General features: G+C 64.0%; 28 protein-coding genes and 1 tRNA gene. 17 read left to right on the top strand and 12 right to left on the bottom strand.

Annotated elements, in window-relative coordinates; all coding sequences use genetic code 11:
• From cbiE to NKJ06_RS04230, 8 genes are all read left to right on the top strand, one after another.
• Nucleotides 1-1,242: a precorrin-6y C5,15-methyltransferase (decarboxylating) subunit CbiE gene (cbiE, locus tag NKJ06_RS04265; RefSeq protein ID WP_352632506.1), complete on the top strand. Its 1,242-nt coding sequence runs from the start codon at nt 1-3 to the stop codon at nt 1,240-1,242.
• A complete protein-coding gene (locus NKJ06_RS04260; protein ID WP_352632508.1) occupies nt 1,239-1,625 on the top strand; it encodes a cobalamin biosynthesis protein in 387 nt (128 codons plus the stop codon). Before cbiE ends, NKJ06_RS04260 begins: the two co-directional genes overlap by 4 nt.
• The gene (gene cobM, locus NKJ06_RS04255; protein ID WP_352632510.1) at nt 1,622-2,386 is read left to right on the top strand and encodes a precorrin-4 C(11)-methyltransferase; all 765 of its coding nucleotides are present in this window, start codon (nt 1,622-1,624) and stop codon (nt 2,384-2,386) included. The genes NKJ06_RS04260 and cobM overlap by 4 nt, the downstream gene beginning before the upstream one ends.
• The gene (gene cobA / locus NKJ06_RS04250; protein ID WP_352809224.1) at nt 2,383-3,201 is read left to right on the top strand and encodes a uroporphyrinogen-III C-methyltransferase; all 819 of its coding nucleotides are present in this window, start codon (nt 2,383-2,385) and stop codon (nt 3,199-3,201) included. Before cobM ends, cobA begins: the two co-directional genes overlap by 4 nt.
• Nucleotides 3,198-4,511 (top strand): cobyrinic acid a,c-diamide synthase CobB, encoded by a 1,314-nt coding sequence (locus tag NKJ06_RS04245; protein ID WP_352632514.1) that lies wholly within the window; start codon nt 3,198-3,200, stop codon nt 4,509-4,511. Before cobA ends, NKJ06_RS04245 begins: the two co-directional genes overlap by 4 nt.
• A gap of 3 nt (nt 4,512-4,514) precedes the next feature.
• Complete coding sequence (cobS, locus tag NKJ06_RS04240; RefSeq protein WP_352632516.1) at nt 4,515-5,291, top strand: adenosylcobinamide-GDP ribazoletransferase; 777 nt, start codon at nt 4,515-4,517, stop codon at nt 5,289-5,291.
• A gap of 37 nt (nt 5,292-5,328) precedes the next feature.
• On the top strand, nt 5,329-6,339 hold the full coding sequence (gene cobT / locus NKJ06_RS04235) for a nicotinate-nucleotide--dimethylbenzimidazole phosphoribosyltransferase (RefSeq protein ID WP_352632518.1): 1,011 nt from the start codon (nt 5,329-5,331) through the stop codon (nt 6,337-6,339).
• A 63-nt stretch (nt 6,340-6,402) separates the two neighbouring features.
• Nucleotides 6,403-6,690, top strand: coding sequence for a hypothetical protein (locus tag NKJ06_RS04230; protein ID WP_352809221.1), 288 nt, complete (start codon nt 6,403-6,405; stop codon nt 6,688-6,690).
• A gap of 110 nt (nt 6,691-6,800) precedes the next feature.
• Here NKJ06_RS04230 and NKJ06_RS04225 read toward each other — a convergent pair.
• Together NKJ06_RS04225 and NKJ06_RS04220 are read right to left on the bottom strand one after the other, a co-directional pair.
• Nucleotides 6,801-6,876: transfer RNA gene (locus NKJ06_RS04225), tRNA-Lys, on the bottom strand.
• 357 nt (nt 6,877-7,233) lie between these two features.
• On the bottom strand, nt 7,234-8,142 hold the full coding sequence (locus NKJ06_RS04220) for a PhzF family phenazine biosynthesis protein (protein ID WP_352632522.1): 909 nt from the start codon (nt 8,140-8,142) through the stop codon (nt 7,234-7,236).
• Between the two features lie 101 nt (nt 8,143-8,243).
• On the opposite strand from NKJ06_RS04220, the gene NKJ06_RS04215 reads away from it, so the two are divergent.
• The 4 genes from NKJ06_RS04215 to NKJ06_RS04200 all read left to right on the top strand — a co-directional run bounded on the left by NKJ06_RS04215 (nt 8,244) and on the right by NKJ06_RS04200 (nt 11,842).
• Nucleotides 8,244-9,536, top strand: a complete 1,293-nt coding sequence (locus NKJ06_RS04215) for an efflux RND transporter periplasmic adaptor subunit (RefSeq protein WP_352632524.1) — start codon at nt 8,244-8,246, stop codon at nt 9,534-9,536.
• 4 nt (nt 9,537-9,540) lie between these two features.
• The gene (locus tag NKJ06_RS04210; protein WP_352632526.1) at nt 9,541-10,254 is read left to right on the top strand and encodes an ABC transporter ATP-binding protein; all 714 of its coding nucleotides are present in this window, start codon (nt 9,541-9,543) and stop codon (nt 10,252-10,254) included.
• On the top strand, nt 10,251-11,468 hold the full coding sequence (locus NKJ06_RS04205) for an ABC transporter permease (protein ID WP_352632528.1): 1,218 nt from the start codon (nt 10,251-10,253) through the stop codon (nt 11,466-11,468). The genes NKJ06_RS04210 and NKJ06_RS04205 overlap by 4 nt, the downstream gene beginning before the upstream one ends.
• A gap of 131 nt (nt 11,469-11,599) precedes the next feature.
• On the top strand, nt 11,600-11,842 hold the full coding sequence (locus tag NKJ06_RS04200; RefSeq protein WP_352632530.1) for a hypothetical protein: 243 nt from the start codon (nt 11,600-11,602) through the stop codon (nt 11,840-11,842).
• Here the strand turns inward: NKJ06_RS04200 and NKJ06_RS04195 are convergent.
• Together NKJ06_RS04195 and NKJ06_RS04190 are read right to left on the bottom strand one after the other, a co-directional pair.
• A complete protein-coding gene (locus NKJ06_RS04195; RefSeq protein ID WP_352809220.1) occupies nt 11,839-12,555 on the bottom strand; it encodes a hypothetical protein in 717 nt (238 codons plus the stop codon). The genes NKJ06_RS04200 and NKJ06_RS04195 overlap by 4 nt on opposite strands.
• Before the next feature lie 5 nt (nt 12,556-12,560).
• Nucleotides 12,561-13,673: an endonuclease/exonuclease/phosphatase family protein gene (locus tag NKJ06_RS04190; protein ID WP_352632534.1), complete on the bottom strand. Its 1,113-nt coding sequence runs from the start codon at nt 13,671-13,673 to the stop codon at nt 12,561-12,563.
• Between the two features lie 188 nt (nt 13,674-13,861).
• On the opposite strand from NKJ06_RS04190, the gene NKJ06_RS04185 reads away from it, so the two are divergent.
• The gene (locus NKJ06_RS04185) at nt 13,862-14,395 is read left to right on the top strand and encodes a BA14K family protein (protein ID WP_352632536.1); all 534 of its coding nucleotides are present in this window, start codon (nt 13,862-13,864) and stop codon (nt 14,393-14,395) included.
• 106 nt (nt 14,396-14,501) lie between these two features.
• On the opposite strand, the gene ilvC is transcribed toward NKJ06_RS04185, so the two are convergent.
• Entirely contained in the window at nt 14,502-15,521 is a 1,020-nt protein-coding gene (gene ilvC / locus NKJ06_RS04180) for a ketol-acid reductoisomerase (protein ID WP_013531065.1), read from the bottom strand.
• 16 nt (nt 15,522-15,537) lie between these two features.
• A complete protein-coding gene (locus NKJ06_RS04175) occupies nt 15,538-16,197 on the bottom strand; it encodes a TetR/AcrR family transcriptional regulator (protein ID WP_352632539.1) in 660 nt (219 codons plus the stop codon).
• Between the two features lie 153 nt (nt 16,198-16,350).
• On the opposite strand from NKJ06_RS04175, the gene NKJ06_RS04170 reads away from it, so the two are divergent.
• A complete protein-coding gene (locus tag NKJ06_RS04170) occupies nt 16,351-16,785 on the top strand; it encodes an anthrone oxygenase family protein (protein WP_502905585.1) in 435 nt (144 codons plus the stop codon).
• Between the two features lie 29 nt (nt 16,786-16,814).
• On the opposite strand, the gene NKJ06_RS04165 is transcribed toward NKJ06_RS04170, so the two are convergent.
• A complete protein-coding gene (locus NKJ06_RS04165; protein WP_352632541.1) occupies nt 16,815-17,273 on the bottom strand; it encodes a MarR family winged helix-turn-helix transcriptional regulator in 459 nt (152 codons plus the stop codon).
• 132 nt (nt 17,274-17,405) lie between these two features.
• On the opposite strand from NKJ06_RS04165, the gene NKJ06_RS04160 reads away from it, so the two are divergent.
• Nucleotides 17,406-18,131, top strand: a complete 726-nt coding sequence (locus NKJ06_RS04160; RefSeq protein ID WP_352632543.1) for a glutathione S-transferase family protein — start codon at nt 17,406-17,408, stop codon at nt 18,129-18,131.
• On the opposite strand, the gene NKJ06_RS04155 is transcribed toward NKJ06_RS04160, so the two are convergent.
• Nucleotides 18,079-19,263, bottom strand: a complete 1,185-nt coding sequence (locus NKJ06_RS04155) for an FAD-dependent oxidoreductase (RefSeq protein ID WP_352632545.1) — start codon at nt 19,261-19,263, stop codon at nt 18,079-18,081. The two genes, NKJ06_RS04160 and NKJ06_RS04155, sit on opposite strands and share 53 nt — an antisense overlap.
• Nucleotides 19,264-19,407: 144 nt before the next feature.
• Nucleotides 19,408-19,818, bottom strand: a complete 411-nt coding sequence (locus NKJ06_RS04150) for a winged helix-turn-helix transcriptional regulator (protein ID WP_352632547.1) — start codon at nt 19,816-19,818, stop codon at nt 19,408-19,410.
• Between the two features lie 135 nt (nt 19,819-19,953).
• Between NKJ06_RS04150 and NKJ06_RS04145 the strand changes: the two genes are divergently transcribed.
• Nucleotides 19,954-20,847 (top strand): SDR family oxidoreductase, encoded by an 894-nt coding sequence (locus NKJ06_RS04145; protein WP_352632549.1) that lies wholly within the window; start codon nt 19,954-19,956, stop codon nt 20,845-20,847.
• Nucleotides 20,848-20,908: 61 nt separating this feature from the next.
• Here NKJ06_RS04145 and NKJ06_RS04140 read toward each other — a convergent pair whose 3' ends face one another.
• Nucleotides 20,909-22,828, bottom strand: coding sequence for a potassium transporter Kup (locus NKJ06_RS04140; protein ID WP_352632551.1), 1,920 nt, complete (start codon nt 22,826-22,828; stop codon nt 20,909-20,911).
• 103 nt (nt 22,829-22,931) lie between these two features.
• On the bottom strand, nt 22,932-23,672 hold the full coding sequence (locus tag NKJ06_RS04135) for a pyridoxine 5'-phosphate synthase (protein WP_352809216.1): 741 nt from the start codon (nt 23,670-23,672) through the stop codon (nt 22,932-22,934).
• Nucleotides 23,673-23,806: 134 nt separating this feature from the next.
• Here NKJ06_RS04135 and NKJ06_RS04130 point away from each other — a divergent pair, with 134 nt between their 5' ends.
• Entirely contained in the window at nt 23,807-24,211 is a 405-nt protein-coding gene (locus tag NKJ06_RS04130; RefSeq protein ID WP_352632555.1) for a SpoIIAA family protein, read from the top strand.
• A gap of 21 nt (nt 24,212-24,232) precedes the next feature.
• On the opposite strand, the gene NKJ06_RS04125 is transcribed toward NKJ06_RS04130, so the two are convergent.
• A complete protein-coding gene (locus NKJ06_RS04125) occupies nt 24,233-24,763 on the bottom strand; it encodes a hypothetical protein (RefSeq protein WP_352809214.1) in 531 nt (176 codons plus the stop codon).
• Nucleotides 24,764-24,916 lie beyond the last annotated feature (153 nt).

The raw sequence follows: 24,916 nt of genomic DNA, 5'->3' as shown, positions 1-24,916 counted from the left end.
ATGCCTGCTAAGGGTCCGCGCGGCGCCAAGCTCACCTCAAGATGGCTCACCATCGTCGGCATCGGCGAGGACGGTTTAGCGGGTCTCGGCGACGAGGCCAAGCAGCGGATTGCGCAGGCGGAGATCATCTTCGGCGGCAAGCGGCACCTGGCGCTTGTTGCTTCCTTCGCCAAGGGCGAAGCGCGCCCCTGGCCGGTTCCATTCGATGCCGAGATGGCCGACGTGCTGGCACTCGCCGGCAGGCGCGTCTGCGTGCTGGCTTCCGGCGATCCCTTCTTCCACGGCGTCGGCGCCACCCTCGCCCGCAAGGTCAAGCCACAGGAGATGCATGTCATTCCCGCCCCGTCGGCCGTTTCACTGGCGGCCGCGCGGCTTGGCTGGGCGCTGCAGGACATCGAGATCGTGTCGCTGCATGGCCGGTCGATCGACCTGATCCGCCCGCTATTGCAGCCGAACGCCCGTATCCTGGCGTTGACCTCGGATGCCGAAGCCCCTGCGGCAATCGCCCGCCTGCTGACGGAACTCGACTTCGGCGCGTCGCGGCTGACTGTCCTGGAGGCGCTGGGCGGGCCAAACGAGAATCGGCGCACGGCCCACGCCGACGCCTTCGACCTCGAAAACATCAATCCGCTCAATGTTCTTGCGATCGAAATTGATCCTAGCCCACAAGCGCGCGTGCTGCCGCTCACATCAGGCCTTGCCGATCATATGTTCGACCATGACGGCCAGATCACCAAGCGCGAAATCCGTGCGATCACCCTGTCGGCGCTGGCTCCGAGGCGTGGCGAATTGCTGTGGGACATCGGCGCCGGCTCCGGGTCCATCGGCATCGAATGGATGCTGGCCCACCCTTCTATGCGCACCATTGCCATCGAGGCCGACCCGATCCGCGCCGCCCGCATTGGCCGCAACGCCACCGCCTGTGGCGTTCCCGGTCTCGTCGTGGTCGAAGGCAGCGCGCCCAAGGCGCTTGCCAGGCTGGACACGCCTGACGCGATCTTCATCGGCGGCGGCGGCAGCGATGCCGGCGTGTTGAACGCTGCCATCAAGGCCCTGCGCGCCGGCGGCCGCCTCGTTGCCAATGCGGTGACGTTGGAGATGGAAGCCCTGCTTCTCGCCCGCCATGTCTCGCTCGGCGGCGACCTTACCCGGATCGCGATATCCCGCGCGTCGCCCGTCGGCTCGATGCAGGCATGGCGGCCGGCCATGCCGGTCACCCAATGGAGCTGGGTCAAGCCATGATGGTCGCGGGCATCGGCAGCCGAAAAGGCGTGAGCGTCGGGGACGTGCTTGCCGCGATAGAAACCGCCCTGGAAGCGCATGGGCTGGCGATGACGGCTCTTTCGGCGCTGGCGACTGCCACGCTGAAGAAGAATGAAGAAGCGATCCCTGCCGCTGGCCGCGCGCTGCGTCTTCCAGTCATTGTCGTCGATGACTCAGCGCTCCAGGCCGCCTCGCCGGATACGCTCAGCCATTCCGACCTCTCGCAGGACCTGGCCGGCACGCCATCGGTTTCCGAGGCATCCGCTCTTGCCGTCGCCGGCAAAGGCGCCAGACTGCTCGGCCCCCGCACGGTGCTCGGCTCCGTCACCTGCGCCATCGCTGTCAGCGGAGATGCGCCATGACCGTCCATTTCATCGGTGCCGGTCCAGGTGCGGCCGACCTCATCACGCTGCGCGGCGCGAGGCTTTTGGCAAGTTGCCCGGTCTGCCTTCATGCCGGCTCGATCGTCGCGCCCGAATTGCTGCAGCACTGTGCGCCGGGGACGAAACTGATCGACACCGCGCCGATGTCACTCGACGAGATCGAAGCCGAGTATGTCGCGGCGCACAAGGCCGGCCATGATGTCGCCCGCCTGCATTCCGGCGACCTTTCGGTGTGGAGCGCCGTGGCCGAGCAGATCCGCCGGCTGGAAAAGCATGGCATCCCCTACACGCTGACACCGGGCGTCCCCTCCTTCGCCGCCGCTGCCGCCGCACTTCGCCGCGAACTGACAATTCCCGAAGTCGCGCAAAGCCTGGTGCTGACCCGCATCTCCGGCCGCGCCTCGAAGATGCCGCCCGGCGAAACGCTGGCCGGCTTCGGCCGCACCGGCGCCACGCTCGCCATTCATCTGGCCATCCACGCCATCGATCGCGTCGTCGCCGAACTGACGCCGCATTATGGCGGCGATTGCCCGGTGGCGATCGTCTTTCGCGCCTCCTGGCCGGACGAGCGCGTGCTGACCGGCACGCTGGAGACCATCGAAGCGCTGCTCGCTGCCAATCCGATGGAGCGCACGGCGATCATCTTCGTCGGCCGCTCGCTGGCGGCGGAAGGTTTTGGCGAAAGTTCATTGTACGACGCCCATTACCAGCGGCGTTTTCGCGGACGGGACGGATTGTGAGCGGCAGCACCAAAAATACCGGCGAAAATGCCACGCTCGAAAAGGCTTTGTCCCGGCTGAATTTCAAGCCGCGCCGGCTCGAGCCAGGCCATGTCTGGCTGGCTGGGGCCGGCCCCGGCGACCCCGGCTGCCTGACCCTGGAAGTGCTGGCTGCGTTGGCCGAGGCGGATGCTCTGGTCTACGATGCGCTGGTCTCATCAGATATCGTCGCCGTTGCCGAAAATGCCGAGCTTTTCTTTGCCGGCAAGCGCGGCGGCAAACCGTCGATGAAACAGGACGACATCACCGCCCTTTTGGTGCGGCTGGCGCGCGACGGCCGCCGCGTCGTCAGGCTGAAGGGCGGCGATCCCTATATTTTCGGCCGTGGCGGCGAAGAGGCTTTGGCGCTGGCGCGCGAAGCCATCCCGTTCCGTGTCCTGCCCGGCCTGACATCGGGCCTCAGCGCGCTGGCCGCCACCGGCATTCCGGCCACCATGCGCGGCATCAACAAGGCTGTGATCCTGGCCACTGGCCACGCCGCCGGCACCGATGACGATCTCGACTGGGCGGCAATCGCCCGCACCGGCCAGCCTGTCGTCGTCTATATGGGCATGGCCAATCTGCCGCTGATCGCCGCAGCGCTGCTCGATGGCGGGCTGGCCCCGTCGACGCCGGCGGCGGTGATCGTCGCCGCAACGACACCGCAGGAGCGAACTGTCGTCGCCACGCTCGCCACCATTGCCGAGGAAGCAGCCGCCGCCAGCCTTGCCTCGCCGGCGCTGAGCGTCGTCGGCGGCATCGTCGCCATGCGCGCGGCACTGGCGGGGAACGCATGACGGCTCGCGCGATCATCATTGGCGCGCCGCGCTCCGGCTCCGGCAAGACCAGCGTCACCATCGGCATCCTGCGCGCGTTGACCCGGCGCGGCCTGAAAGTGCGCGGCGCCAAATCCGGCCCCGACTATATCGACCCCGGCTTCCACACCGCAGCCACGGGACTGTCCGGCATCAATCTCGACAGCTGGGCGATGCCGCCGTCGCTGCTCAATGCGCTTGCCTCGCAAGCAGCTGACGATACCGATTTCGTCATCCTTGAAAGCGCCATGGGCCTGTTCGACGGCATTCCGGCCTCGCCGGGGCGCACCGGTTCGGCGGCCGACCTGGCGCGGCTCTACGGCCTCCCGGTGCTGCTGGTGCTCGACGTCTCCGGCCAGTCGACCACGGCAGCAGCTGTTGCCAAGGGTTTTGCCACCTATGATCCGGACGTGCGCATGGCGGGCGTCGTGCTCAACCGGCTGGGCAGCGAGCGGCACCGCCGGCTGTCCGGCGACGCCATCGAGGCGATCGGCCTGCCAGTCGTCGGCGCCATCCTGCGCGACCCCACGCTGAACCTGCCCGAGCGACATCTCGGCCTCGTCCAGGCCGGCGAATATGACGACCTGATGGCGCATCTCGACCGGCTTGCCGATATGGCGGAAAAGTCGCTCGATCTCGATGCCATCATGGCCCTGGCGACACCACTCACCCCGGCGCCCGGCGGCTTCGCCGACGCGCTGGCACCGCCCGGTCAACGCATCGCGCTGGCCGAGGATGCCGCCTTCACGTTCCTCTATCCGCATGTCGCCGCTTACTGGCGCAAGGCGGGTGCCGAAATCGTCCCGTTCTCGCCGCTCGCCGACGAAGCACCCGATGAGGATTGCGACGTCTGCTGGCTGCCCGGCGGCTATCCCGAGCTTCACGCTGGCCGGCTTGCTGCAGCGGAGACTTTCAAAGCCGGAATGGCAAGATTCGCAGCGACAAAGCCAATCCATGGCGAGTGCGGTGGCTTCATGGTGCTTGGCGACGCTTTGGAGGATGCCTCCGGCGAAACGCATGCGATGCTCGGCCTGCTCGGCCATTCCACCAGCTTCGCCAAGCGCAAGATGAACCTCGGCTATCGCGAAGCGCGGCTGCGTGCCGATTGTCCGCTGGGCGCACAGGGCGCCCTGATCCGTGGCCACGAATTCCACTATGCTCAGATGCTTGCTGCCGGTAACGACGAGCCGCTGGCCGACCTAGCCGACGGCCAAGGCAATCCGATCGGCGCCTCGGGCTATCGACGCGGCCATGTCAGCGGCACCTTCTTCCACGCCATTGCGAGGGGCTAGAGCATGAAGCTCAAGAACTTGATCCTTTCGCCCCGTCAGGTCGTCGACGACATCGCACTTTGTCTGGTCTTTTTCACCAGGCTGCCGCTGCCTGCCTTCGATTTTCGCGGCCGCAGCCTTGCCGCGGCGATCTGGGCCGCACCGGTCGCCGGCCTCGTCGTCGGCCTGATCGGCGCCATCGTCTTTGCCACGGCGGAACGGCTTGGCCTTGCCATGGGGCCGGCTGCCGCCCTTGCCCTGGTGGCTACCCTGCTCACCACCGGCTGCCTGCATGAAGATGGGCTGTCCGACGTCGCCGACGGCTTTGGCGGCGGCAAGTCGCGCGGCAAGAAACTCGAGATCATGCGCGACAGCCGCATCGGCGCCTATGGTGCCGCGGCGCTGGCTCTGTCGCTGCTGATCCGCTGGAGCGTCCTTTCGCAACTCGTCGACCCCACACAGGCGCTCTTCGCCCTCGTGGCCGCACACGCGGCCTCACGCGGTCTGCTCGGCGCCTTCATGCATCTCTTGCCGCCGGCGCGGATCGACGGCCTGTCGGCCGACGCTGGCACGGTTTCGCAGGAAACCGCCATCGCCGGCGCCGTGCTCGGCGCGATCCCGCTGCTCCTGCTCGGGCTGGGAGGTGCCGTTTTCGCGCTGATCCTGCTTGGCCTGCTGTTTGCCGCTTTTCGCGCCCTTTGCCTCAACCAGATCGGTGGCCAGACCGGCGACACGATCGGCGCCTTGCAGCAGGCGGGCGAAATCGCGGTGCTGCTCGTCGCTTCCGTAGCCCTCTCCTGACCCTTTTGGCCTGATTCCTTTTCGGAGACTTTGCCCCATGCCCTTCAAATTGCTCGATGAATTGCGCGTCGCCTGCCTCGACCTCCCGGCCGGCAGCGATGCCGCTGCCAATGCGGTCGCCCGTCGTCAGGACACGCTGACCAAGCCGCAGGGCAGCCTCGGGCGGCTGGAGACGATCGCAGCATGGCTGGCGCGCTGGCAGGGCCGCGACATGCCGAAGCTCGACCGCGTAAAAGTCTTCGTCTTCGCCGGCAACCACGGCGTCACCGCGCAAGGCGTGTCGGCCTATCCTTCTGAGGTCACCGTGCAGATGGTGGCGAATTTCGCCGGAGGAGGCGCCGCCATCAACCAGCTTGCCCGCATCGCCGGCGCCGAACTCGATGTCATTCCGCTCGATCTCGACCATCCGACCGGCGACTTCACGCAAGGCCCAGCGATGGACGAGAAGGCCTTCCTGACGGCAGTCTCGGCCGGCTATGACGCGGTGACGAAAGACCTCGATCTTATCTGCTTCGGCGAGATGGGCATCGGCAACACCACGCCAGCCGCCGCCATTTCAGCCGCGCTGTTCGGCGGTGGCGCGGAAAAATGGACCGGGCGCGGTACCGGCGTCGACGACGCCGGCCTCAAGCGCAAGGTGGTCGCCATCGAAGCCGGCCTGAAGCGCCATGCCTCCGCCCTTGCCGATCCGCTTGCTATCGCTGCCGCGCTTGGCGGACGCGAACTCGCCGCCATCTTCGGCGCCACGCTGGCCGCCCGCCATCTGGGCATACCTGTGCTGCTCGACGGCTTCGTCTGCACCGCCGCCGTAGCTCCGCTGGCCAAGCTGCATCCGACCGGGCTCGCCCACACAATTGCCGCGCACGTTTCGGCAGAATCCGGCCACCGTGGCCTGCTCGAAGCCCTCGGCCTGCCGCCGCTGCTCGATCTCGGCATGCGGCTCGGCGAAGGCTCCGGCGCCTGCCTCGCCGTCAACATCGTCCGTTCAGCACTGGAGTGCCATACCCGTATGGCGAGCTTTGCCGAGGCGGGTGTTTCGGAGAAGTAATCGTCGAATTCCCTGCTCAAGGCATACAAGCCACGGGAAAAGTAGCGTCGCCGGCGTCTTCCAATGGCCAGGATTCTCAAATATATCTTGCGGATGAAGAAACTTCATCCTGCCGCAGCTGCAGTGTTTATCGCCGGGGCGGTCGCCGCTGTACTCCGTCACAGCAGCTATTCAAGTCATGGCCCGATCGATACCGGCATTTTCGTTGTCTTCCTGGTCTTCTTCTGGTGGCTCATCAGCGATTTCTCAGGCGGGGAAAGTGGAGTTGATGTCAACGAAACTGCAAGCGCGAAAGAAAGTATTGCGTTTCGATTCGGCAGGTTTCTGAGCCGCATTTCTCGACGCGGTTAGATCGCTCGAGGCCCACCATTGCTGGTTAAACATCGAGGCCAGACCATTGGCCCGAGACGCGCCAAACGCATCCCGCCTTCAGGGTCTTTCCACCAAGTCTTTGAAGAATTTGGTGGGTGCGCACAGGATTGAACTGTGGACCCGCTGATTAAGAGTCAGCTGCTCTACCAACTGAGCTACGCACCCACTCGGCCGGCAAAAACCGGCGTTGGCGGGCATATAGCCGCCACCATCCGTCCTGTCCAGCCCTGCCGGAGTCATTTCCCGACAAATCGCCTGGAGCCTCGCTTTGGGCGTTGACGCAGGACGAAACCTTACGTTCTTTTGGCGGGACAGCGCCCCCCTCTGCCCTGCCGGGCATCTCCCCCTCCAGGGGGGAGATCGGAAGCTTCGTCGTCCCGCCTCTCCTTCTGCATTCGAGGTTTGGCGAAATCCGAAGTTACGGCCAATCTCCCCACTTGAGGGGGAGATGTCCGGCAGGACAGAGGGGGGCGGTCAAAGATCGCTAACAGCGACGGTCTTCCTCGATACATTAAGGCGCGATCAGACGAAAAGCCTGCCTTCCGCCACCTTAACCGCATTGCCGCCAATGCGCGCCGAGGCCAGTTTTCCGCCTTCCACGGTCAGTTCGAGGCGGATGCGCGATGGCCGGCCCATCTCCAGCCCCTGCTCGATCCACAGCTGCGAAACGCCGTCGGTCGGCGCGTCGAAATGCATGATGGCGCCGGCAAAGGCTGCTGCTGCCGAGCCGGTCGCCGGATCCTCATAGGAAGGCGTGCCGGGCACGATCATGCGCACGTGGAAGGCGCTCTCATGGTTCACCGTCTCGCGGCAATAGACATAGGGACTGGCGAAGGCCCAGTCGCTCTTGCGCGGCGCCAGTTCCGACCAGGCCTGGTTGTCCAGCCGGATTCGCCCCGCCGCCTCGAGATTGGCAACCGGAATGGTGACGTAGGGCACGCCAGCCGACCAAAACGAGACGCGGTGATTCTCGAAGCCGATCTCGTGCGGCGCCAGGCCAAGGGCAGCTCCAATCGCCTCCGGATCGGCCTCGAGCTTCAGCGGCTCCGGCAGCTTTGCCAGGTCGAACTCGGCAAAGGTCGCGCCATCGTGCTTGCTGACCGCGCAACGCACCGGGCCGATGTTTTCCTCCAGCACGAAGATGCCGGCGCCGCCCTCTTCCGCCAGTTCGGCCAGCGCGATCGCCGAACCGACTGTTGGGTGGCCAGCGAACGGCATTTCATAGTCGGGCGTGAAGATACGGATACGGTTTTTATGCTTGGGATTGTCCGGCGGCAGCACGAAAACCGATTCCGACAGGTTGAATTCGCGCGCGATGGCCTGCATCGCGGCCGTGTCCAATCCCTTGCTGTCCAGCACGACGGCCAAAGGATTGCCGGCCAGACGCTCGGTCGTAAACACATCGTAAAGCAAGTAATTCCTGGTTTTCATTCCTGCCTCAATCCCAACATGGGCGAAATTTAATTTGATATTTGAACCAGTAAGCCTGATCTGTGCACAGATAGGGACATTACGCATTATAGGGGTCCAGCGTGGACCAGATTGTCAATCTGCCAAAGACGGAATCGGATTCCGCCATCGAGACGGCGCTCGGGCTCGACAAGACGGGTCTGCGCAAGTCGCGTCGTCGCGGCTGGCTCTATGCGTTGCTGGCGCTGATCGTGCTCGCCGCCGGGCTTGGCGCCTATCAGTGGTATGCCGGCTCGCCGGCCAAGATTGATTACACCACAGTGCCTGCCGCCAGGGCCGACCTCACCGTCGCGGTGTCGGCGACCGGCACGCTGCAGCCGCTCACCCAGGTCGACATCTCCAGCCAGCTCTCCGGCATAATCCGTTCGGTGTCTGTCGAGGAGAACCAGCAGGTCAAGAAGGGCGACGTTCTGGCAGCCCTCGACACCGCCAAGCTGCAGGTCCAGATCGAACGCGCGGAGGCATCCGCAAAGGCAGCGGCCGCCAATGTCGAGGACGCCACGGTGACGCTCGCCGAAAACGAAAAGGCGCTTGTCCGCGCGGCGGCTTTGACCAAGCGCGGCATGGCGACCGACCAGTCGCTCGAAGCTGCGACCGCGACCCGCGACCGTTCCAAGGCGGCACTCGACAGCGCCACCGCCAATCTCGCCATCGCCAATGCCGATCTGAAAACGCAGCAGACCGACCTTGCCAACAGCACCATCTATGCGCCGATCGACGGCATCGTGCTGACGCGCTCGGTCGATCCCGGCCAGACGGTCGCCTCTTCCCTGCAGGCGCCGGTACTGTTCATCATCGCCGCCGATCTCAGAAACATGGAACTGGTGGCGGCAGTCGACGAGGCCGACATCGGCGCGGTCAAATCCGGCCAGCATGCCCGCTTCACGGTGGATGCCTTCCCCGAGCGGCCGTTCGATGCCGAGATCCGCGACATCTCCTATGCCTCGGTCACCACCGACGGCGTCGTCACCTACAATGCGCGGCTTGAGGTCGACAATAACGAGCTGTTGCTGCGGCCCGGCATGACCGCCACCGTTTCGGTCGTCACCAAACAGGCCAAGGGTGTGCTCACCGTGCCGGCCACAGCCTTCCGCTATCGGCCCACGTCGCCTGCCGCACGCGCGTGGAGCCTGAGCGACCTGTTCACCGGCCGCATGGGCCGCCCCGGCGGCAACCGCCAGCGCCAGGCCGCTACAGTGCCCACCGATGGCTCGCGCACGCTGTACGTGCTGGAGAACGGCCGTCCGCACCCGGTCAACGTCAAGATCGGTTCCACCGATGGCGAGCTGACCGAGATCATTTCGGGCCTGGATGAAGGTGCAGAGGTCATCACCGCGTCACAGCAGCGGAGCTGATACCGTGGCTGCGGGCGCGACCCTCATCACCTTCGACAAGGTCTGGAAAAGCTATGGCCAGGGCGAAGCCAAGGTGCATGCGCTGGCCGGCGTCGACCTTGCCATCCGCCGCGGCGAATTCGTCGCCATCATGGGACCGTCCGGCTCCGGCAAATCGACTGCGATGAACATCATCGGCTGCCTCGACACGCCGACGGCCGGAACCTATTCCTTCATGGGCATCGACGCCGGGCGGCTCGACCGCAACCGCCGCGCCATGCTGCGCAACCTCTATGTCGGTTTTGTCTTCCAGGGCTACAATCTGCTGGCCCGCACCACGGCGGCCGAAAACGTCGAACTGCCGCTGATTTATCGTGGCGTCGCCGCCCGCGAACGCCGCGACCTTGCCATGCAGGCGCTGGCAGAGGTCGGCCTTGTCGGCCGCGAGCACCACACGCCGGCCGAACTGTCCGGCGGCCAGCAGCAGCGCGTGGCGATCGCGCGCGCCATCGTCACCCGCCCGACCCTGCTCGTCGCTGACGAGCCGACCGGCAATCTCGACACCGCACGCACGCACGAGATCATGGAGTTGCTGACCCGGCTGAACACCCAGCTTGGCCTGACCATCGCCATGGTGACGCATGAGGCAGACGTCGCCGGCTATGCCGAACGCACCATCCGTTTCCTCGACGGTCATGTCGCCTCCGACACGATGAAGCTGGAGACGACGCAACCATGATCTGGGAAACCGTCCGCCTCTCGCTCCGCTCGATCCGGCGCAACGTGCTGCGCTCGTTCCTGACCTTGCTCGGCATCGTCATCGGCGTTGCCGCCGTCATTGCCATGCTCACCATTGGCTCCGGCACCACGCAAAAGGTCAAGGCCGACATCTCCAAGCTCGGCAGCAACCTGCTGGTCGTGCGCTCCGGCCGCCCGGCCGGTCCCGGCGGTCCGGGCGGGCTCGACCAGGTGGCGCGTCCGCTGGCCGAAAAGGACCTGGCCGCACTCGTTGCGCACCTGACCGGCGCGCGCGCCATTTCGCCGGCCTCGCAAAAACAGGTGCGTGTCATCTTCGGTACCGAGAGCCTGACTTCGGGCGTCACCGGCACCGACAGCGCCTATCTCGATGCGCGCGACTGGAAACTGGTGTCTGGCCGCCCGTTCAGCGATTCCGAAACCCGCTCGGGCACCGGCGTATGCCTGATCGGCGAGACGGTGCGCCAGCAATTCTTCGGCGCCGGCGACCCGGAGGGCGAGATCATCCGCGTCAACCGCACCTCCTGCAAGATCATCGGCCTGCTCGAGCCCAAGGGCTATACCGGCTTCGGCCAGGACCAGGACAATGTCGTGCTGATGCCGCTGCATGCCTATCAACGCCGCATCGCCGGCAACCGCGACATCGACAACATCTACATCGCCGCCGACGACCGCACGCCGACCAGCGAATTGCAGCCGCGCGTCGAGGACATCTTGCGCGACGCGCGCCGCATCACGCCGGACCGCGAAAGCGATTTCGCCATCCGCGACATGACCCAGATCGCCGACGCCATGGCCAGCGCCACCACCACCATGACCGGCATGCTGGGCGCGGTCGCCGGTGTCAGCCTGCTGGTCGGCGGCATCGGCATCATGAACATCATGCTGGTCTCGGTCACCGAGCGCACCCGCGAGATCGGCATCAGGCTTGCCATCGGCGCGCATGAAAAGCACATCCTCATCCAGTTCCTGGTCGAGGCGACGGTGCTGTCGCTGCTCGGCGGCATCATCGGCATCCTGATCGGCCTGGCGCTGGCCGGCCTCGCCGCGGTGACGCTGACCATCCCCTTCGCACCAAGCCCGGCGGTCATCCTGCTCGCCGTCGGCTTCTCAGCGCTGATCGGCATGGTGTTCGGCTTCTTCCCGGCGCTGCGCGGCGCCAGGCTCGACCCGATCGACGCGCTGCGGCACGAATAGGGCAACCCAGTCGGAAACGCGTCCAGCACTCAGACCGTTTTGCACAGCCTTCGACATTTCCACCCGGCCCACCACTGTCTCCGCACCGTTCGCGATGCTAGGGGAATTCACCTTGGGCGGAGGAATTGCGGATGAGCAAGAAGGCGCGACTGATCCTGGCGATGGTCATCATCGAGGCCTTCCTTGCAGGCATCTGGTGGTATCTCGCCCGCTATGGCATGGCCAATCCCGACCGCGTCACCTCAGATTTCCAGGCAGTCGTCGGCCAGACGATGGGAATGGCGATGGGCGGCTTGCTGGGCATCGGCATTATCCTGTTCCTCGTCGCCGCCCGCAACGATCGCAAGGCGGCACCGGACAAGACGCGCCCTTAATCCATGTTTGCGAAATGCCACTCGATCAGCGGTTTCATGTGCGGTGACAGCCCCTCCGGCAGGTCGACGGCATGACGGATGATCACCGGCCCCTCAATCTCCGGATCGGTCTCGGTGGCGACGAAGGCTGAGATGCGCCGGGCGAGTTCGTCGGCGGGCGCCGTCGCTTGGTAGCGGCGGAAGATCACCGTGCCGCTGTTGGTCGACAGGGCGTGCCAGCGCTTGCCCCGTTCGGCACCTGTCAGGTCGAGGCCGGTTTCCTCTCGCACCTCGCGGATCATGTTGAAATCAACATCGACCAGCCCGTCGCGAAAATCGAGCGGCTCGAATGAGCCGGCGGCGAAATAGACGCGGCCGGCGTTGACCGTGCGCGGTCCCATGCGGATCGCCACCAGCGCATTGTCGCCGGCCACCAGCATGGCATGCGCATAGGCGTGCTCGGCGCCCGAATTCTCGCGCCGTTTTCGCCATAGCATGAAAGTCGAATAGGTGACCGCATGACACCGGCCGACGAGACGGTTGTAGCGGTACGCGAGTTGCGACAGCAGCACCACCGTGCCGTCGAACAGCGCCGGATTGGCGGCGATTTCGCGTTGCCAGTTCTCGGCGATCGCCTCTGCGTTGTTCAAGGCGAACGGGTGCGGGTCAGGATCGAGCCGGACGTCGATAGCGTCGACCGGCAGGATGACATTGCGTGGCAGGTCGAAACTCATGTCGCTCAGGCCATGTCCAGCGTGATCGCCACCGGGCAATGGTCCGATGCCTTCGGCCGGTCCCAGCCGGCGCGCGGAAAGCGCTCGACCTCCTGGCCGGGCGGGAAAATGGTCCGCCAGGGCTGGCCGTTGCGGATGATGTCGGGAACCGCCGTCGCGTTGCTGGCGGCAAGCCCCTTCGACAGCAGGATGTAGTCGAGCTGGCACAGATGCCGCTCTTCCGGTCCGCGTGTGTGATAAAAACTCCAGCGGTTCATCTCCGGCCGCCGCTCGACGACGTTTTCGCAGAAGCCGCCTTCTGTCAGCACATTGATGCAGGACAAGGCCTCGTCGACCACCTCGAAGCGGTAGCCGTCGATCGCGTCGCCGGCTATCTTCACGCGCTGCCGGTAGTCGTTCATGTCGCCGCAGATCACCCAGCGTTTGTCCGCGGCGTGCTCCCCACCGAAACGCTCCTCGATGATGCGCCGCACGGCCTGCGCCTCCGCGATGCGCACCGGCATCGTCGCCTCGCGTCCGTCGAGCCCGTTGCGGGGCGAGCCCATCGATTTGAAATGCACGAGGTAAAGCGTCAGCGGCACGCCGCCCACGGTGAGGTCTATTTCCAGGCAGTCGCGCCGGAAGATGCGCTCATTGGCTTGATTGCCGAGTGCCGCCAACTCCGTCGTGTGCAGCCCGAACTGTTCATAGGTGACATAGGCGTGGCTGGTCATGCGCACGAATTCGATCGGCTGGCCTTTCGCGGTTTCGTTGCGCATCATCACGGCAACGTCGATGCCGCGCGAATCATTGCCTGATGTGGTGTATTTCTGCCGGTAACCCTGACCCACCATCTTGAACAGATAGCCGTGTTCGAAGGCCTTCAGCGCTTCGATGTTGTCGACCTCCTGCATACAGATGATATCGGCGCGGGTGGCCGCGATCGCCAACGCCGTCAACTGGCGCGTGTCATCGGACTGGGCGATGGCGCGGGCCTGCTCCAGCATCTTGTATTCCGCCTCGCTCTGGATATCGAACAGCGCCAGCGTTCGATCCTCGTTGAGCTGGTTGCGGTAACCGGAAAAATCGAACCTGTTCATCAGGTTCTCGACATTGAAGGTGGCAAGGCGCAGCGACATGCCATGACCTTTGCCCGCAAGTGCCGCAGAAAACAAGCAGGCAGGACCACCAGCGGAGATCGGTTGGTCCTCAGGCATTCGCGCCATGGTTGACGGAACCTTTCCGTTCATCCGCCGTTCAGATGCAAACATTCACATTAGGCCCATTCCTCGGGTAGGCGTGGGGCCTGTATCTCTTGGAGAGTGCAATGAATTCGCTCTTTTCTTCCACGGTAAAATCCGGGCTGATAGCCCTCGGTATCCTCTCCGGCATCACGGCACCGTCCGCTGCCGGCCCGATCATGCAGCCGACACTGTCGATTCCCACCAGCACGGCGGCGCCGACAGTCAGCCCGGTCCGCGACAGCTGGGCGGGCGGTAATGACCGGCGGTTCAATAATGACAATTGGAGGTGGCGCCGCCATGACGGGCGTCGCAATTGGAACCGCGGCAACTGGAATGGCGGAGATGACTGGCGTTGGCGTCAAGGTCGCCGCCATGGCCGCCATCACAATGATGGAGCGGCCGCACTCCTGGGCCTTGGGCTGGGGCTTGGCATCGGCAGCATGTACAACAACTACAACTACTACGATGCACCGCCGCCGCGCCGCTACTACCGTGCCGGCCGGCTTTCGAGCGCCCATGTCCAATGGTGCTACAACCGTTATCGGTCGTACCGGGCCTACGACAACACGTTCCAGCCCTACAACGGCCCACGTCAGCAGTGCTATTCGCCCTATTGATGAGCTAGGCTGTCGTTGAGTTCAGACGTGAAAAACGGCGCCACTTGGCGCCGTTTTTTGATTTTGATTTTTCGAGGCTGCGCGCCTTCGAACGTATAGGCTTCGTTCAGTTCTTGGCCTTGTCGACCAGCTTGTTCTTCGAAATCCAAGGCATCATCGCGCGTAGCTTGGCGCCGACTTCCTCGATCTGGTGGCTGTCATTGTTGCGGCGGATGCCCTTAAAGCGGGACATGCCGGCGCGGTATTCCTGCATCCATTCCGACGTGAACTTGCCGGTCTGGATGTCCTTCAGCACCCGCTTCATCTCGGCCTTGGTCTCGGCGGTGATGATGCGCGGACCCGAGACATACTCGCCCCATTCGGCGGTGTTCGAGATCGAGTAGTTCATGTTGGCGATACCGCCCTCATAGATCAGGTCGACGATCAGCTTGACCTCGTGCAGGCACTCGAAATAGGCCATCTCAGGCGCGTAGCCGGCTTCCACCAGCGTCTCGAAACCGGCACGGATCAGCTCGACCAGGCCGCCGCAAAGCACCACCTGCTCGCCGAACAGATCGGTCTCGCATTCCTCGCGGAAATTAGTCTCGATGATGCCGGAACGGCCCCCGCCGACGCCGCAGGCGTAGGACAGCGCCAGGTCGAGCGCATTGCCCGAAGCGTCCTGGTTGACGGCGACCAGGCACGGCACGCCGCCGCCCTTCTGGTATTCGCCGCGCACCGTGTGACCGGGGCCCTTCGGCGCGATCATGACGACGTCGACCGTCGACTTCGGCTCGATCAGGCCGAAATGCACATTGAGGCCGTGTGCGAAAGCGATTGCAGCGCCATCGCGGATGTTCGGCGCGATCTCGTTTTTGTAGATGTCGGCCTGCAGTTCGTCTGGCGTTGCCATCATCATCAGGTCGGCCCATTTGGCTGCGTCCGCCACGCTCATCACCTTGAGCCCATCGGCTTCGACCTTCTTGGCGGTCGCCGACCCGGCCTTGAGACCGATAGCGATCTCCTTGGCGCCGGAATCCTTGAGGTTGAGCGCATGCGCCCTGCCCTGGCTGCCATAGCCGATGATGGCGACCTTCTTGCCCTTGATCAGATTGAGATCGGCATCACGATCGTAATAGACGCGCATTTTGTCTTCCTTCCCGTTATGAATCAGAGGCCTTGCGGCCGGTTGTTGCTCCATGAAGAGCGAGAAACTGCTGCGTCGCCCGCGCGGCATCGCCGCCGATCGCCGCCTCAGTCAATTCCAGCCGGTCGCCGAGCAGCAGACGGATCTGCACGTCGCGGGCGACCAGCCCGAAAAAGGTGCGGAACGCCGTTTCGGCATCCGCAAAGTCGAGCAGCCCGGCCTGCCGACCGGCCTCGAGCACCGGCTTCAGGCGTTTGGCCAGTGCAAAGCGGCCATTCTCCAGCACGACGGCGCCGAGATCGTCCTTGCCCGAACCCGCGTGGCCGACCGCAACCCGGTTGAGCGCGATCGAGGTATCGCTGGAGATAACCTGGAGCCAGTCCGAGGCGAAGCGTTCGAGGCTGGCCGTCAGCGAGACAAGGTCGAGCCCCTTGCCGTCGACCTGCGCCACCCGCACTTTCGAGGCCTGCCATTGCACCGTCGCCGTCAGCAGCCCATCACGATCGCCGAACCATTTGTAGAGCGTTTCCTTGGAGCAGCTCGCCCGGCGCGCCACGGCGGTCATGGTCAGCTGATCGCCCTCCTCGACCAGCAGCCGCAACGCCGCGTCGAGCACGGCCTTCTGCCGCTCTGTCAGCGCTTCGCTGGTGTCGATCTCGGGCACGCTGTGCAACACGCTCTTCTCTCGGCAGGCAAGGCCGGCCGGTATTCCGGCAAGCCGTACCGTACGTTACGGTTCGCCTGATCTATGGCGTATTGTTTTGGGCCTTGCAAGTCCTATTTCTTTCTGGACGGCGGCGGCGCCGCACGGCTTGCGCGGGGAAAGAAGATGCTGATCGGATTGCTCGCCTTGACGGTTGCCGCCGCATTCTCCGGCGCCGCGATCTATGTCAGTGTCGCCGAGCAACCGGCGCGGCTTCGTCTCGACGACAAGGCACTGCTGCAGGAATGGCAGCCTTCCTACAAACGCGGCGCCGCCATGCAGGCGTCGATTGCCATTGTCGCCTGCGTTCTTGGTCTGGTTGCCTGGTGGCAGGCCGGCGGTCTCGCCTTTCTGGTTGGCGCGGTATTGATCATCCTGCCCTGGCCGTGGACGCTGATCGCCATGATGCCGACCAACAGAGTGCTGCAGGCGATGGACGCAAGCGCCGGCAATCCGCAAGCCAGGTCCCTGATCATCAAGTGGGGCAATCTGCATCTGGTTCGAACCGCACTTGGCGTACTGGCGACGCTGGCGTTTCTCTGGGGCAGCCATCTGGCCTGACCTCGCCAAGCCGGCTCAGCGCCATGGCGTCAGTCCGCGACGGGCGGATGACGTAACCGTCCGAGCAGTGCCGAGACCATGGTCAATTCATCCGCCGAGAGTTTGGCGCCAACCAGTTCGGCGATCGACCGTCCATAGACAGCCCACATCTGACGGCGCGTCTCGCGGCCCTTGAGGGTGATGCGGATGGTCTGGCCACGACCGTCATCGGCCGCCGGCAGCTTCTCCACCAGCCCATCGGCCTCGAGCCGCGCCAGCAGCCGCGATATGTTGTATTGCGCAAACAGTGTGCGCTCGATCAGCTGAAACGGCCGCAGCCCGCCCTCGCCCGCCTCGGCGAGCTCATGCAGCACGTCATACCAGGCAAGCGGCGGCAGGCCAGCGGCCTTCAACGCCTCTTCAGCGCTTTCCATCAGCTGGCGCGAAACCCGCATCAGGCGGGCCCAAGCCTTGATGGCTTCGGGCGAAGGCATGGCTTTCTCGGTCATGGCTCAGCATAGGCAATAGATGCAATTGCATCAAGCTTGACGATGGATGCACATGCATCTACATAGATGCAAGTGCATTAACTATGGAAAGCCAATCCGATGAAAACACGCCTTGAGTCTCGGGGAACCGAGATGACCGACAAACTCATTCTCGTCAGCCACCATCTCTGCCCCTATGTGCAGCGCGCGGCGATTTCGCTGGCCGAAAAGGGCGTGCCGTTCGAACGCGTCGACATCGACCTCGCCAACAAGCCGGACTGGTTCAATGCGATCTCGCCGCTCGGCAAGGTGCCGCTGCTGCGCGTGCTGCGAAATGGCGAGGAAACGGTAGTCTTCGAGTCGGCCGTCATCCTCGAATTCCTCGAAGAGACGCAGGCCAACCCCCTCCACCCCGCCGACCCCTATGCCCGCGCACGGCATCGTGCCTGGATAGAGTTCGGCTCGGCAACCCTCAACGCCATCGGCCGGTTCTATTCAGCATCGACCGAGGCCGGCTTCCTTGCCGAATCCAGCGCGCTGTCTGCCATGTTCGATCGACTCGAGGCCGAGCTGGCGGACGAGCCTGGCGGACGCTGGTTCGCCAGCGAGCACTTTTCGCTGGTCGACGCCGTTTACGGTCCGGTCTTCCGCTATCTGGACGCCTTCGACCGGATCGGTGATTTCGGCATTCTGGACGGCAAACCGCTCGTTCGGGCCTGGCGCAAGGCGTTAAGTGAACGGGCGTCGATCAAGCACGCCGTGGCGCCGGACTACCCACAAGGCCTGCATGCCTTCCTGCAAGCGAAGGGATCTTACCTTTCGAGCCTCATTGGCCGAAGCGAGCCGGCCACTTCGCCTCCGCAAGCCCGATCCGCCTGAACGGGTCGATCACGGTTCCGGCCACCATCGAGGCGAGGAATTGCGGCGCCGGCGGGATCTTTGCCACTGTCGCCACCAGCCTGTCGCGGATGAAGGGCAGCGCCACCGAATCTGACTGGTAGAACGGCGTGAATGCCAGCGACAGCGCCTGGAAGATCCGGACATGCCAGCGCCGTGCGCTCGCATAGGCTTCCAGTGCCGCTTCGACACTCGCCGTCCGTGCCAACGCATGGCTGAGCGCCGCGGCGTCAAGCAGCGCCATGTTGGCCCCTTGCCCGAGCTGCGGGCTGGTCGAGTGCGCCGCATCGCCGATGATGGCCAGCCGCCGCCCTGCTGGCCATTTCATCGTGTGGTGGTCATAGCGCGCCAGCGAGAACTGGTCGAAACTGTCGATCTGGCTGGTGAACGCCTCGCTCTCGGGCCACAGCCGAACCACCCTCTCCTTCCAGGCGTCGAGACCCACTGCCCGCAGCCGCTCGACATCAGCCGGTTTGAGGCTCCAGAAGAATGCCGCCATCTTTTCAGCGCCCGGCTCCGGCCGGCCGATCGGCAGCACGCCGATCATCACGCTCGCTTTGTCGTAGCGTTGCAGCAGCGCGTGCTCGTCGAAACCTTCGCCGCGCCAGCCGAGCGAGGCCCAGAACGCGCCATAGGTGAGTGGTCGTGGCGAGCCAGGATTACCCACGCCCTGCCGCAGTTTCGAGCGCGAACCGCTGGCGTCGACAACTAGATCGAATGGCCTTGCCTTTCGTCCGTTGCCACAGATCAGCGTCGCTTGTTCGCCGGCCTCCAGAGCCTCGATCTCGACGCCGGTTTCGATGGTGATTGCCTCGCGTTGCGCGGCGCGAAGAAGCACGCCGAACAAGGCCGCCCGGTGCACCGCCAGCCCGAAGCGGCCACCGCGTTGCGCATCATAGCGGACATCGAGCACGGTGCGGCCGGTGCGGGCGTCGGCGCCATGCAGCCGGTCGATGCGGCTGCCCAGAGCCAGGATGTCGTCGAGCAGTCCAAGATCGGCCAAAACCGTCAGCCCGGTCGGCTGCAGGATAAGCCCGGACCCGACCGGCTTCGGCTCCTCGAAGCGCTCGAACACGATGACCCGATGCCCGGCGCGCTTGAGATAGAGCGCCATGGCCAGCCCCGCCGGCCCGGCGCCCGCAATTGCGATATCGTAGGAAATGCCAATGCCCCCAAAGCCGAACTGGCCGGGACAATCCTTCAGCGGCCGGACGAAATCAAGCCGCCGCGTCAGGCTTTGGCCAGCTCACGGACCGGCTCACCCTTGGGCGGCATCAAAACCGGCGCGCGCGTCGCGCACCGCGTCATGATTGAGTTCGGCCCACAGGATCAGCTGATGCAAGGCGCCGAACATCGAACGTCCGAGGTCTGTCAGGCTGTATTCAACGCTCGGCGGCTTGGTCGGAAACACTTCGCGATGCACATAGCCGTCGCGCTGCAAATCGTAGAGCGTTTGCGTCAGCATGCGCTGTGAAATGTCGGGCACCAGCCGCCGCAACTCGCCGAAGCGATAGGGTTGCTCGGCCAGCGCCATCATCAGCAGCGAACTCCATTTGCCGCTTACCCCCTGGATGACATCGCGGACCGGACAATTGGCAAAATTGCCGCCGCCGGAGATCGCCCTGTAGACCTCCATCTTCGATCTCAGATTGACGATCTTGCTGTCCACCGCTGGTTCCCTGCGCGTGCCTACCTCCCGAAAAACTGCCTTCTTTACGGCAACAGGTCAATTCCTATTTTAGTGCTGGTCTCTTTTCGAGACCGGCACTCGAACCGCGCTTCCGGCGCAATGTCAGGACCCTCCATGACCGCAACCCTTCTCGTCACCGGCGCTTCCGGCCAACTCGGCCGCAGCGTCATCAACCACCTGCTGGACACATACAAGGTTCCGCCGGAGCACATCATTGCCACCACCCGCACACCGGCCAATCTGGCCGATCTGGCAGCGCGCGGTGTCACCATCCGCGAGGCCGATTTCAACAATAGGACGTTACTGGAGACCGCGTTCCAGGGCGTCGACAGACTGCTGATCATCTCGACAGGCGAACTGGACCTGAAGGACGGTCGGCGCCTGAAGCAGCACGAGACGGCGGTGGCCGCGGCGAAGAGCGCCGGCGTCGGCCATCTTCTCTACACCTCGATGCCAAATCCCGAGCCGGTTTCGCCGGTGCTGTTTGCCAACGATCACTACGGCACCGAGCAGGCGATCAAGGCAAGCGGCATTGCCTACACCATCTTCCGCAACGGCTGGTACCAGGAAAACCTGTTCATGGCATTGCCGCAGGCCATCGCCTCGGGACACTGGTATACGTCCGCCGGCGAAGGCCGCATCGCCCATGGTGCACGCGATGACATGGCAGCGGCGATCGCCGCCGGCCTCGCTGGCGTTTCGAACGAAAGCAAGACCTACACCTTGACCGGCCCGCAGGCCTACACCACGGCCGAGATCGCCGCCCTGGTAAGCGAGGTCACCGGCAAGCCGCTCAATGTCGTGCAGGTTCCGGATGAAGCCTTGACCGAAGGCGTGAAGGCGGCCGGCGTTCCCGAGGACTTCGCCCGCATCATCGTCTCCTTCGACGCCAACACGCGCGCCGGCCGCATCGCCATGGTGACGGACACGGTCGAGACGCTTTCCGGCCGAAAGTCGAAAACGCTGAAGCAGTTCCTCGAGGCGAACAAAGCCGCTCTGGCCGGTTGAAGCGGAGTGACACGGACTGTGCCGTGAGGCACAGTCCATTCGCCGATCCGCCAGGACATGCCTAAATCGCCACCTGCGTGCCGATCTCCACCACGCGTCCGGTCGGGATCTGGAAATACTCGGTCGCGTCGGCCGCCATGCGCGCCAGGCCGATGAACAGCCGGTCCTGCCACACCGGCATGCCGGAATTGGGCGAGGCCTTGAGCGAACGCCGCGACAGGAAGAACGAGGTCGTCATGATGTCGAACTTCCAGCCCTGCTTGCGGCAGATCGCCAGCGCACGCGGGATGTTTGGCTGCTCCATGTAGCCGAAGGTCAGCGTCACCCGCATGAACAGCTCGTTGACCGTCTCCATCTTGACCCGGTCGCTGTCGGGCACCACCGGCTGCGGCGCGGTCACCACTGAAAGGATGACGTTCTGCTCGTGCAGCACCTTGTAGTGCTTCAGGCTGTGCATTAGCGCGGTAGGCGCGCTGAGCGGATCGCTGGTCAGGAACACGGCGGTGCCGGACACCAGTTGCGGCTTTTTCTTCAAGAGATTGCCGGCGAGGAAATCGAGCGGGATCTCGTTGCGGCGGGTCTTGTCGAACAGATAGCGGCTGCCGCGCACCCACGTCCACATGGCCAGCACAACGGTGAAGGCCACCGCCAGCGATGCCCAGCCGCCCTCGAACACCTTGACGATGTTGGAGGCAAAGAAGCCGACGTCGATAAAGGCAAACAGCGCCGTCATGGCGACCGCCACCCACAGCCGCCATTTCCAGATGCGCGTCATGACAACATAGAGCAGCACCGTCGTCACCAGCATGTTGCCGGTCACCGAAATACCATAGGCCGACGCCAGCCTGCTGGACTCGCCGAAGCCGACGACCAGCATCATCACCACCAGCGCCAGCAGGAGATTGACGCGCGGCATGTAGATCTGGCCGGACTGTTTCTCCGACGTGTGCAGGATTTCCAGGCGCGGCAGCATGTTGAGCTGCACTGCCTGCCTGGTCAGCGAAAAGGCGCCCGATATCACCGCCTGGCTGGCGATGACCGTGGCGGCGGTCGCCAGCACGACCATCGGGATCAGCGTCCAGCCTTCGTTCATCTCGAAGAACGGATGGCCGACGACGCCGTTCTTGGCCAGCACGAAGGCACCTTGCCCGGCATAGTTGAGCAGCAGACAGGGAAACACGATCGCCAGCCAGGCGAGCACGATCGGCTTGCGGCCGAAATGGCCAAGATCGGCATAGAGCGCTTCGGCGCCGGTGACGGCCAGGAAAATGGCGCCGATGGTCACGAAAGCGACGTCGGGCGAATTGATCAGAAAGGCGACGATGTAGTGCGGGCTCACGGCCCACAGGATTTCCGGATCGGCGATGATGTGGTTGAGCCCGGAGAGGCCAATGGCCAGGAACCATACCGCGGTCACCGGGCCGAACACCAATCCCACCCCGCCAGTGCCAAAGCGCTGCACCGCGAACACCATGGCAAGGATGACCAGCGTCAGCGGCACCACATAGGGCTGGAAGGTCGGCGTGACGACATTCATGCCCTCAACCGCCGACAGCACTGAAATCGCCGGTGTGATGACGGCGTCACCGAAGAAAAGCGATGCTCCGACGATGCCGATGCCGAGCATCAGCGCCGAGCGCTTGGGGAAACTGCCGCGCGCCAGCGCCATCAGCGACAGCACGCCGCCCTCGCCGCGGTTGTCGGCGCGCAGCACGAACATGATGTATTTGATGGTGACGATGATCGTCAGTGACCAGATGATCAGCGACAGCACGCCGAGAATATCGCCGCGCTGGGCGACATTGCCGCCCGAAGACGCCACCAGCGCCTCGCGAAAGGCGTAGATCGGGCTGGTGCCGATATCTCCATAGACCACACCGAGCGCGCCCAGCATCAGAACCTTGGTGCTGTGCTGTTCGACTTCCGAATGGCTCGATTGTTCGATGGGTTCTGCCTCACTACCAGTATTGGTAAGGGCCATGGACGACACTCCGATAAGCGCGCGGTGCTCTACGCTTGCTGCGATGCAATATCAAGTGCCGTCGCGTGATGGCTGCCATGCCTGCCGCGCGAGGCTGCCATCGCTACCATCCGCAGGCCTTGAGGAACCGACCCACCGTCCCGGCCATGCCATACTCCAACGCGTCGGCTGTCAACCCATGTCCGATCGACACTTCGGCCAATGCCGGAATGCGCTTGGCAAGCGCCGGCAGATTGCCGACCACCAGATCGTGCCCGGCATTGACCTGAAGCCCGGCAGCGAGCGCGGCGTCGGCGGTTTTTCCCAATCTTTCCAACTCATTGGCCGCTTTGGCGGAATCGGAATGATAACTGCCGTAGGGACCCGTATAGAGCTCGATGCGGTCGGCGCCGGTATCGCGTGCGGCCGTCACGCAATCGGGGTCCGGATCGGAAAACAGCGACACGCGAAAGCCCCCCTTCTTCAGACGTTTGACGATCGGAGAGAGGAACGCGGCCTGGGTCGCGAAGTTCCAGCCGTGGTCCGATGTCGCCTGGGCCGGGTCGTCCGGCACCAAAGTCACCTGTTCGGGCTGATGCTTTTCCACAAGCAGCAGGAACTCCTCGGTCGGATAGCCCTCGATGTTGAATTCCGCGCGCGGAAACTCGTCGTCGATCAGCGACCGGATCTCGGGCAGATCGGAGTGCCTTGTGTGCCGCTCGTCGGGACGTGGATGCACAGTCAGCCCATGCGCCCCGGCCGCGAGCGCAATGCGGCCGAGACCGATAACGCTCGGCCACGGCAGGTCGCGCCGGTTGCGCAGCATGGCGACGGCGTTGAGATTGACGGAGAGCTTTGCGGGCATGCGGTTGGCCTCAAAATCATTCGATGCGCCACCTATAATGCCTTTGGCGGGAACAGTAATGCCTTTGGTGGGAACAGACTGGGGGTTTCGGGTGTTCCAAGCTTGATGAATTCAGTCCGGGAAAGGAGGCGCCCATGAATTTTCTCGATTCCGTGCCGGCGATCCGCCGTATCGAGACCAGCCGTGACGATCTTTTCGCTATCGATGTCGTTGGGCACGTCGCCGCGGCAGACGGCGAAAACCTTTTCGGGCTGATGGAGGCAGCCTATGCGTTGCACCCGCGCATCGATGTGCTGGTGCGCCTTGTCGACCACGATGGCGTCGACTGGGCCCATATCGCGGACGACACCCTGAAGCAGGGCGCCGTCCATGCCTTGGAACATGTCGGCCGTTGCGCGACGATCGGCGAACCGGACTGGATAGCGGACGCACAAGGCTTTCTGCCGCCCTCGCCGCCCATCGAATTCAGACACTTCAACGTGGAAGACGAGGCCGCCGCCTGGCAATGGCTCGACGCCAGCCCGATTGGCGCGCGATAGCTTGCTGCAGAACGGTATTGTCTACCGCTTCTTCCAAAGCCAGTTGAGCATTCCAATCAACTCGTCGGCATTCAGCGGATTTGAGTTCCTGAAAAACATCCTTTTGCCGAGCCGATAGAATTTCAGGCCGATACGCCTTCCAAGTGGTGGCTCGATCGAGAATGGGGCAAAATGCTCGCGCCACACATCATAGTCACCCCGCCAATCGTCGCTTCTGTCTCCTTCTGGCGGCGCCAGCAACAGGAAGTCCCGGCCGGGAGCCGCTTTTTCGAGAAGTATCGACAGTTCATCCATGTCCCGCCCGGTCACCGGCAAACCAAGGACGAAAAGCGTCGAATGACCATTTCGGATCAGTGCCCTCGTCGTCTTGCACCATCGGTCATGTTTTTTTCGAACGGCCGGGTAGCGCGCGTCGAGCACCGCTTCGGTAACACCATCCGGGAACAGATGCTTGTAACTGGTGCCGAACCGTCGGTTGGAGACCTTGCCGTCGGCGACTTGCAAATCATCGCGCTCGAACATCCCGACAAAATCGCTCCGCATATAGTCCATCACCACCGCGGGCGGCGTGCCTTGCCAGTCGAAAACACCGCGCCTGCCGCTGACCCTGCCAAACCGCTCCCGGATCTGATGGATTGTCCGGCAATCGGGGCCAAGGCTGACGATTTGTTGGAAAACGCGTGCCATGACTGAAAAACTAACCCA

Origin of the sequence: Mesorhizobium sp. M0293, assembly GCF_040321735.1 — a bacterium.
In the GTDB taxonomy this organism is placed as follows: domain Bacteria; phylum Pseudomonadota; class Alphaproteobacteria; order Rhizobiales; family Rhizobiaceae; genus Mesorhizobium.
Note: the sequence above shows the minus strand (reverse complement) of the source record. Positions and strands in the feature narration are given on the sequence as shown.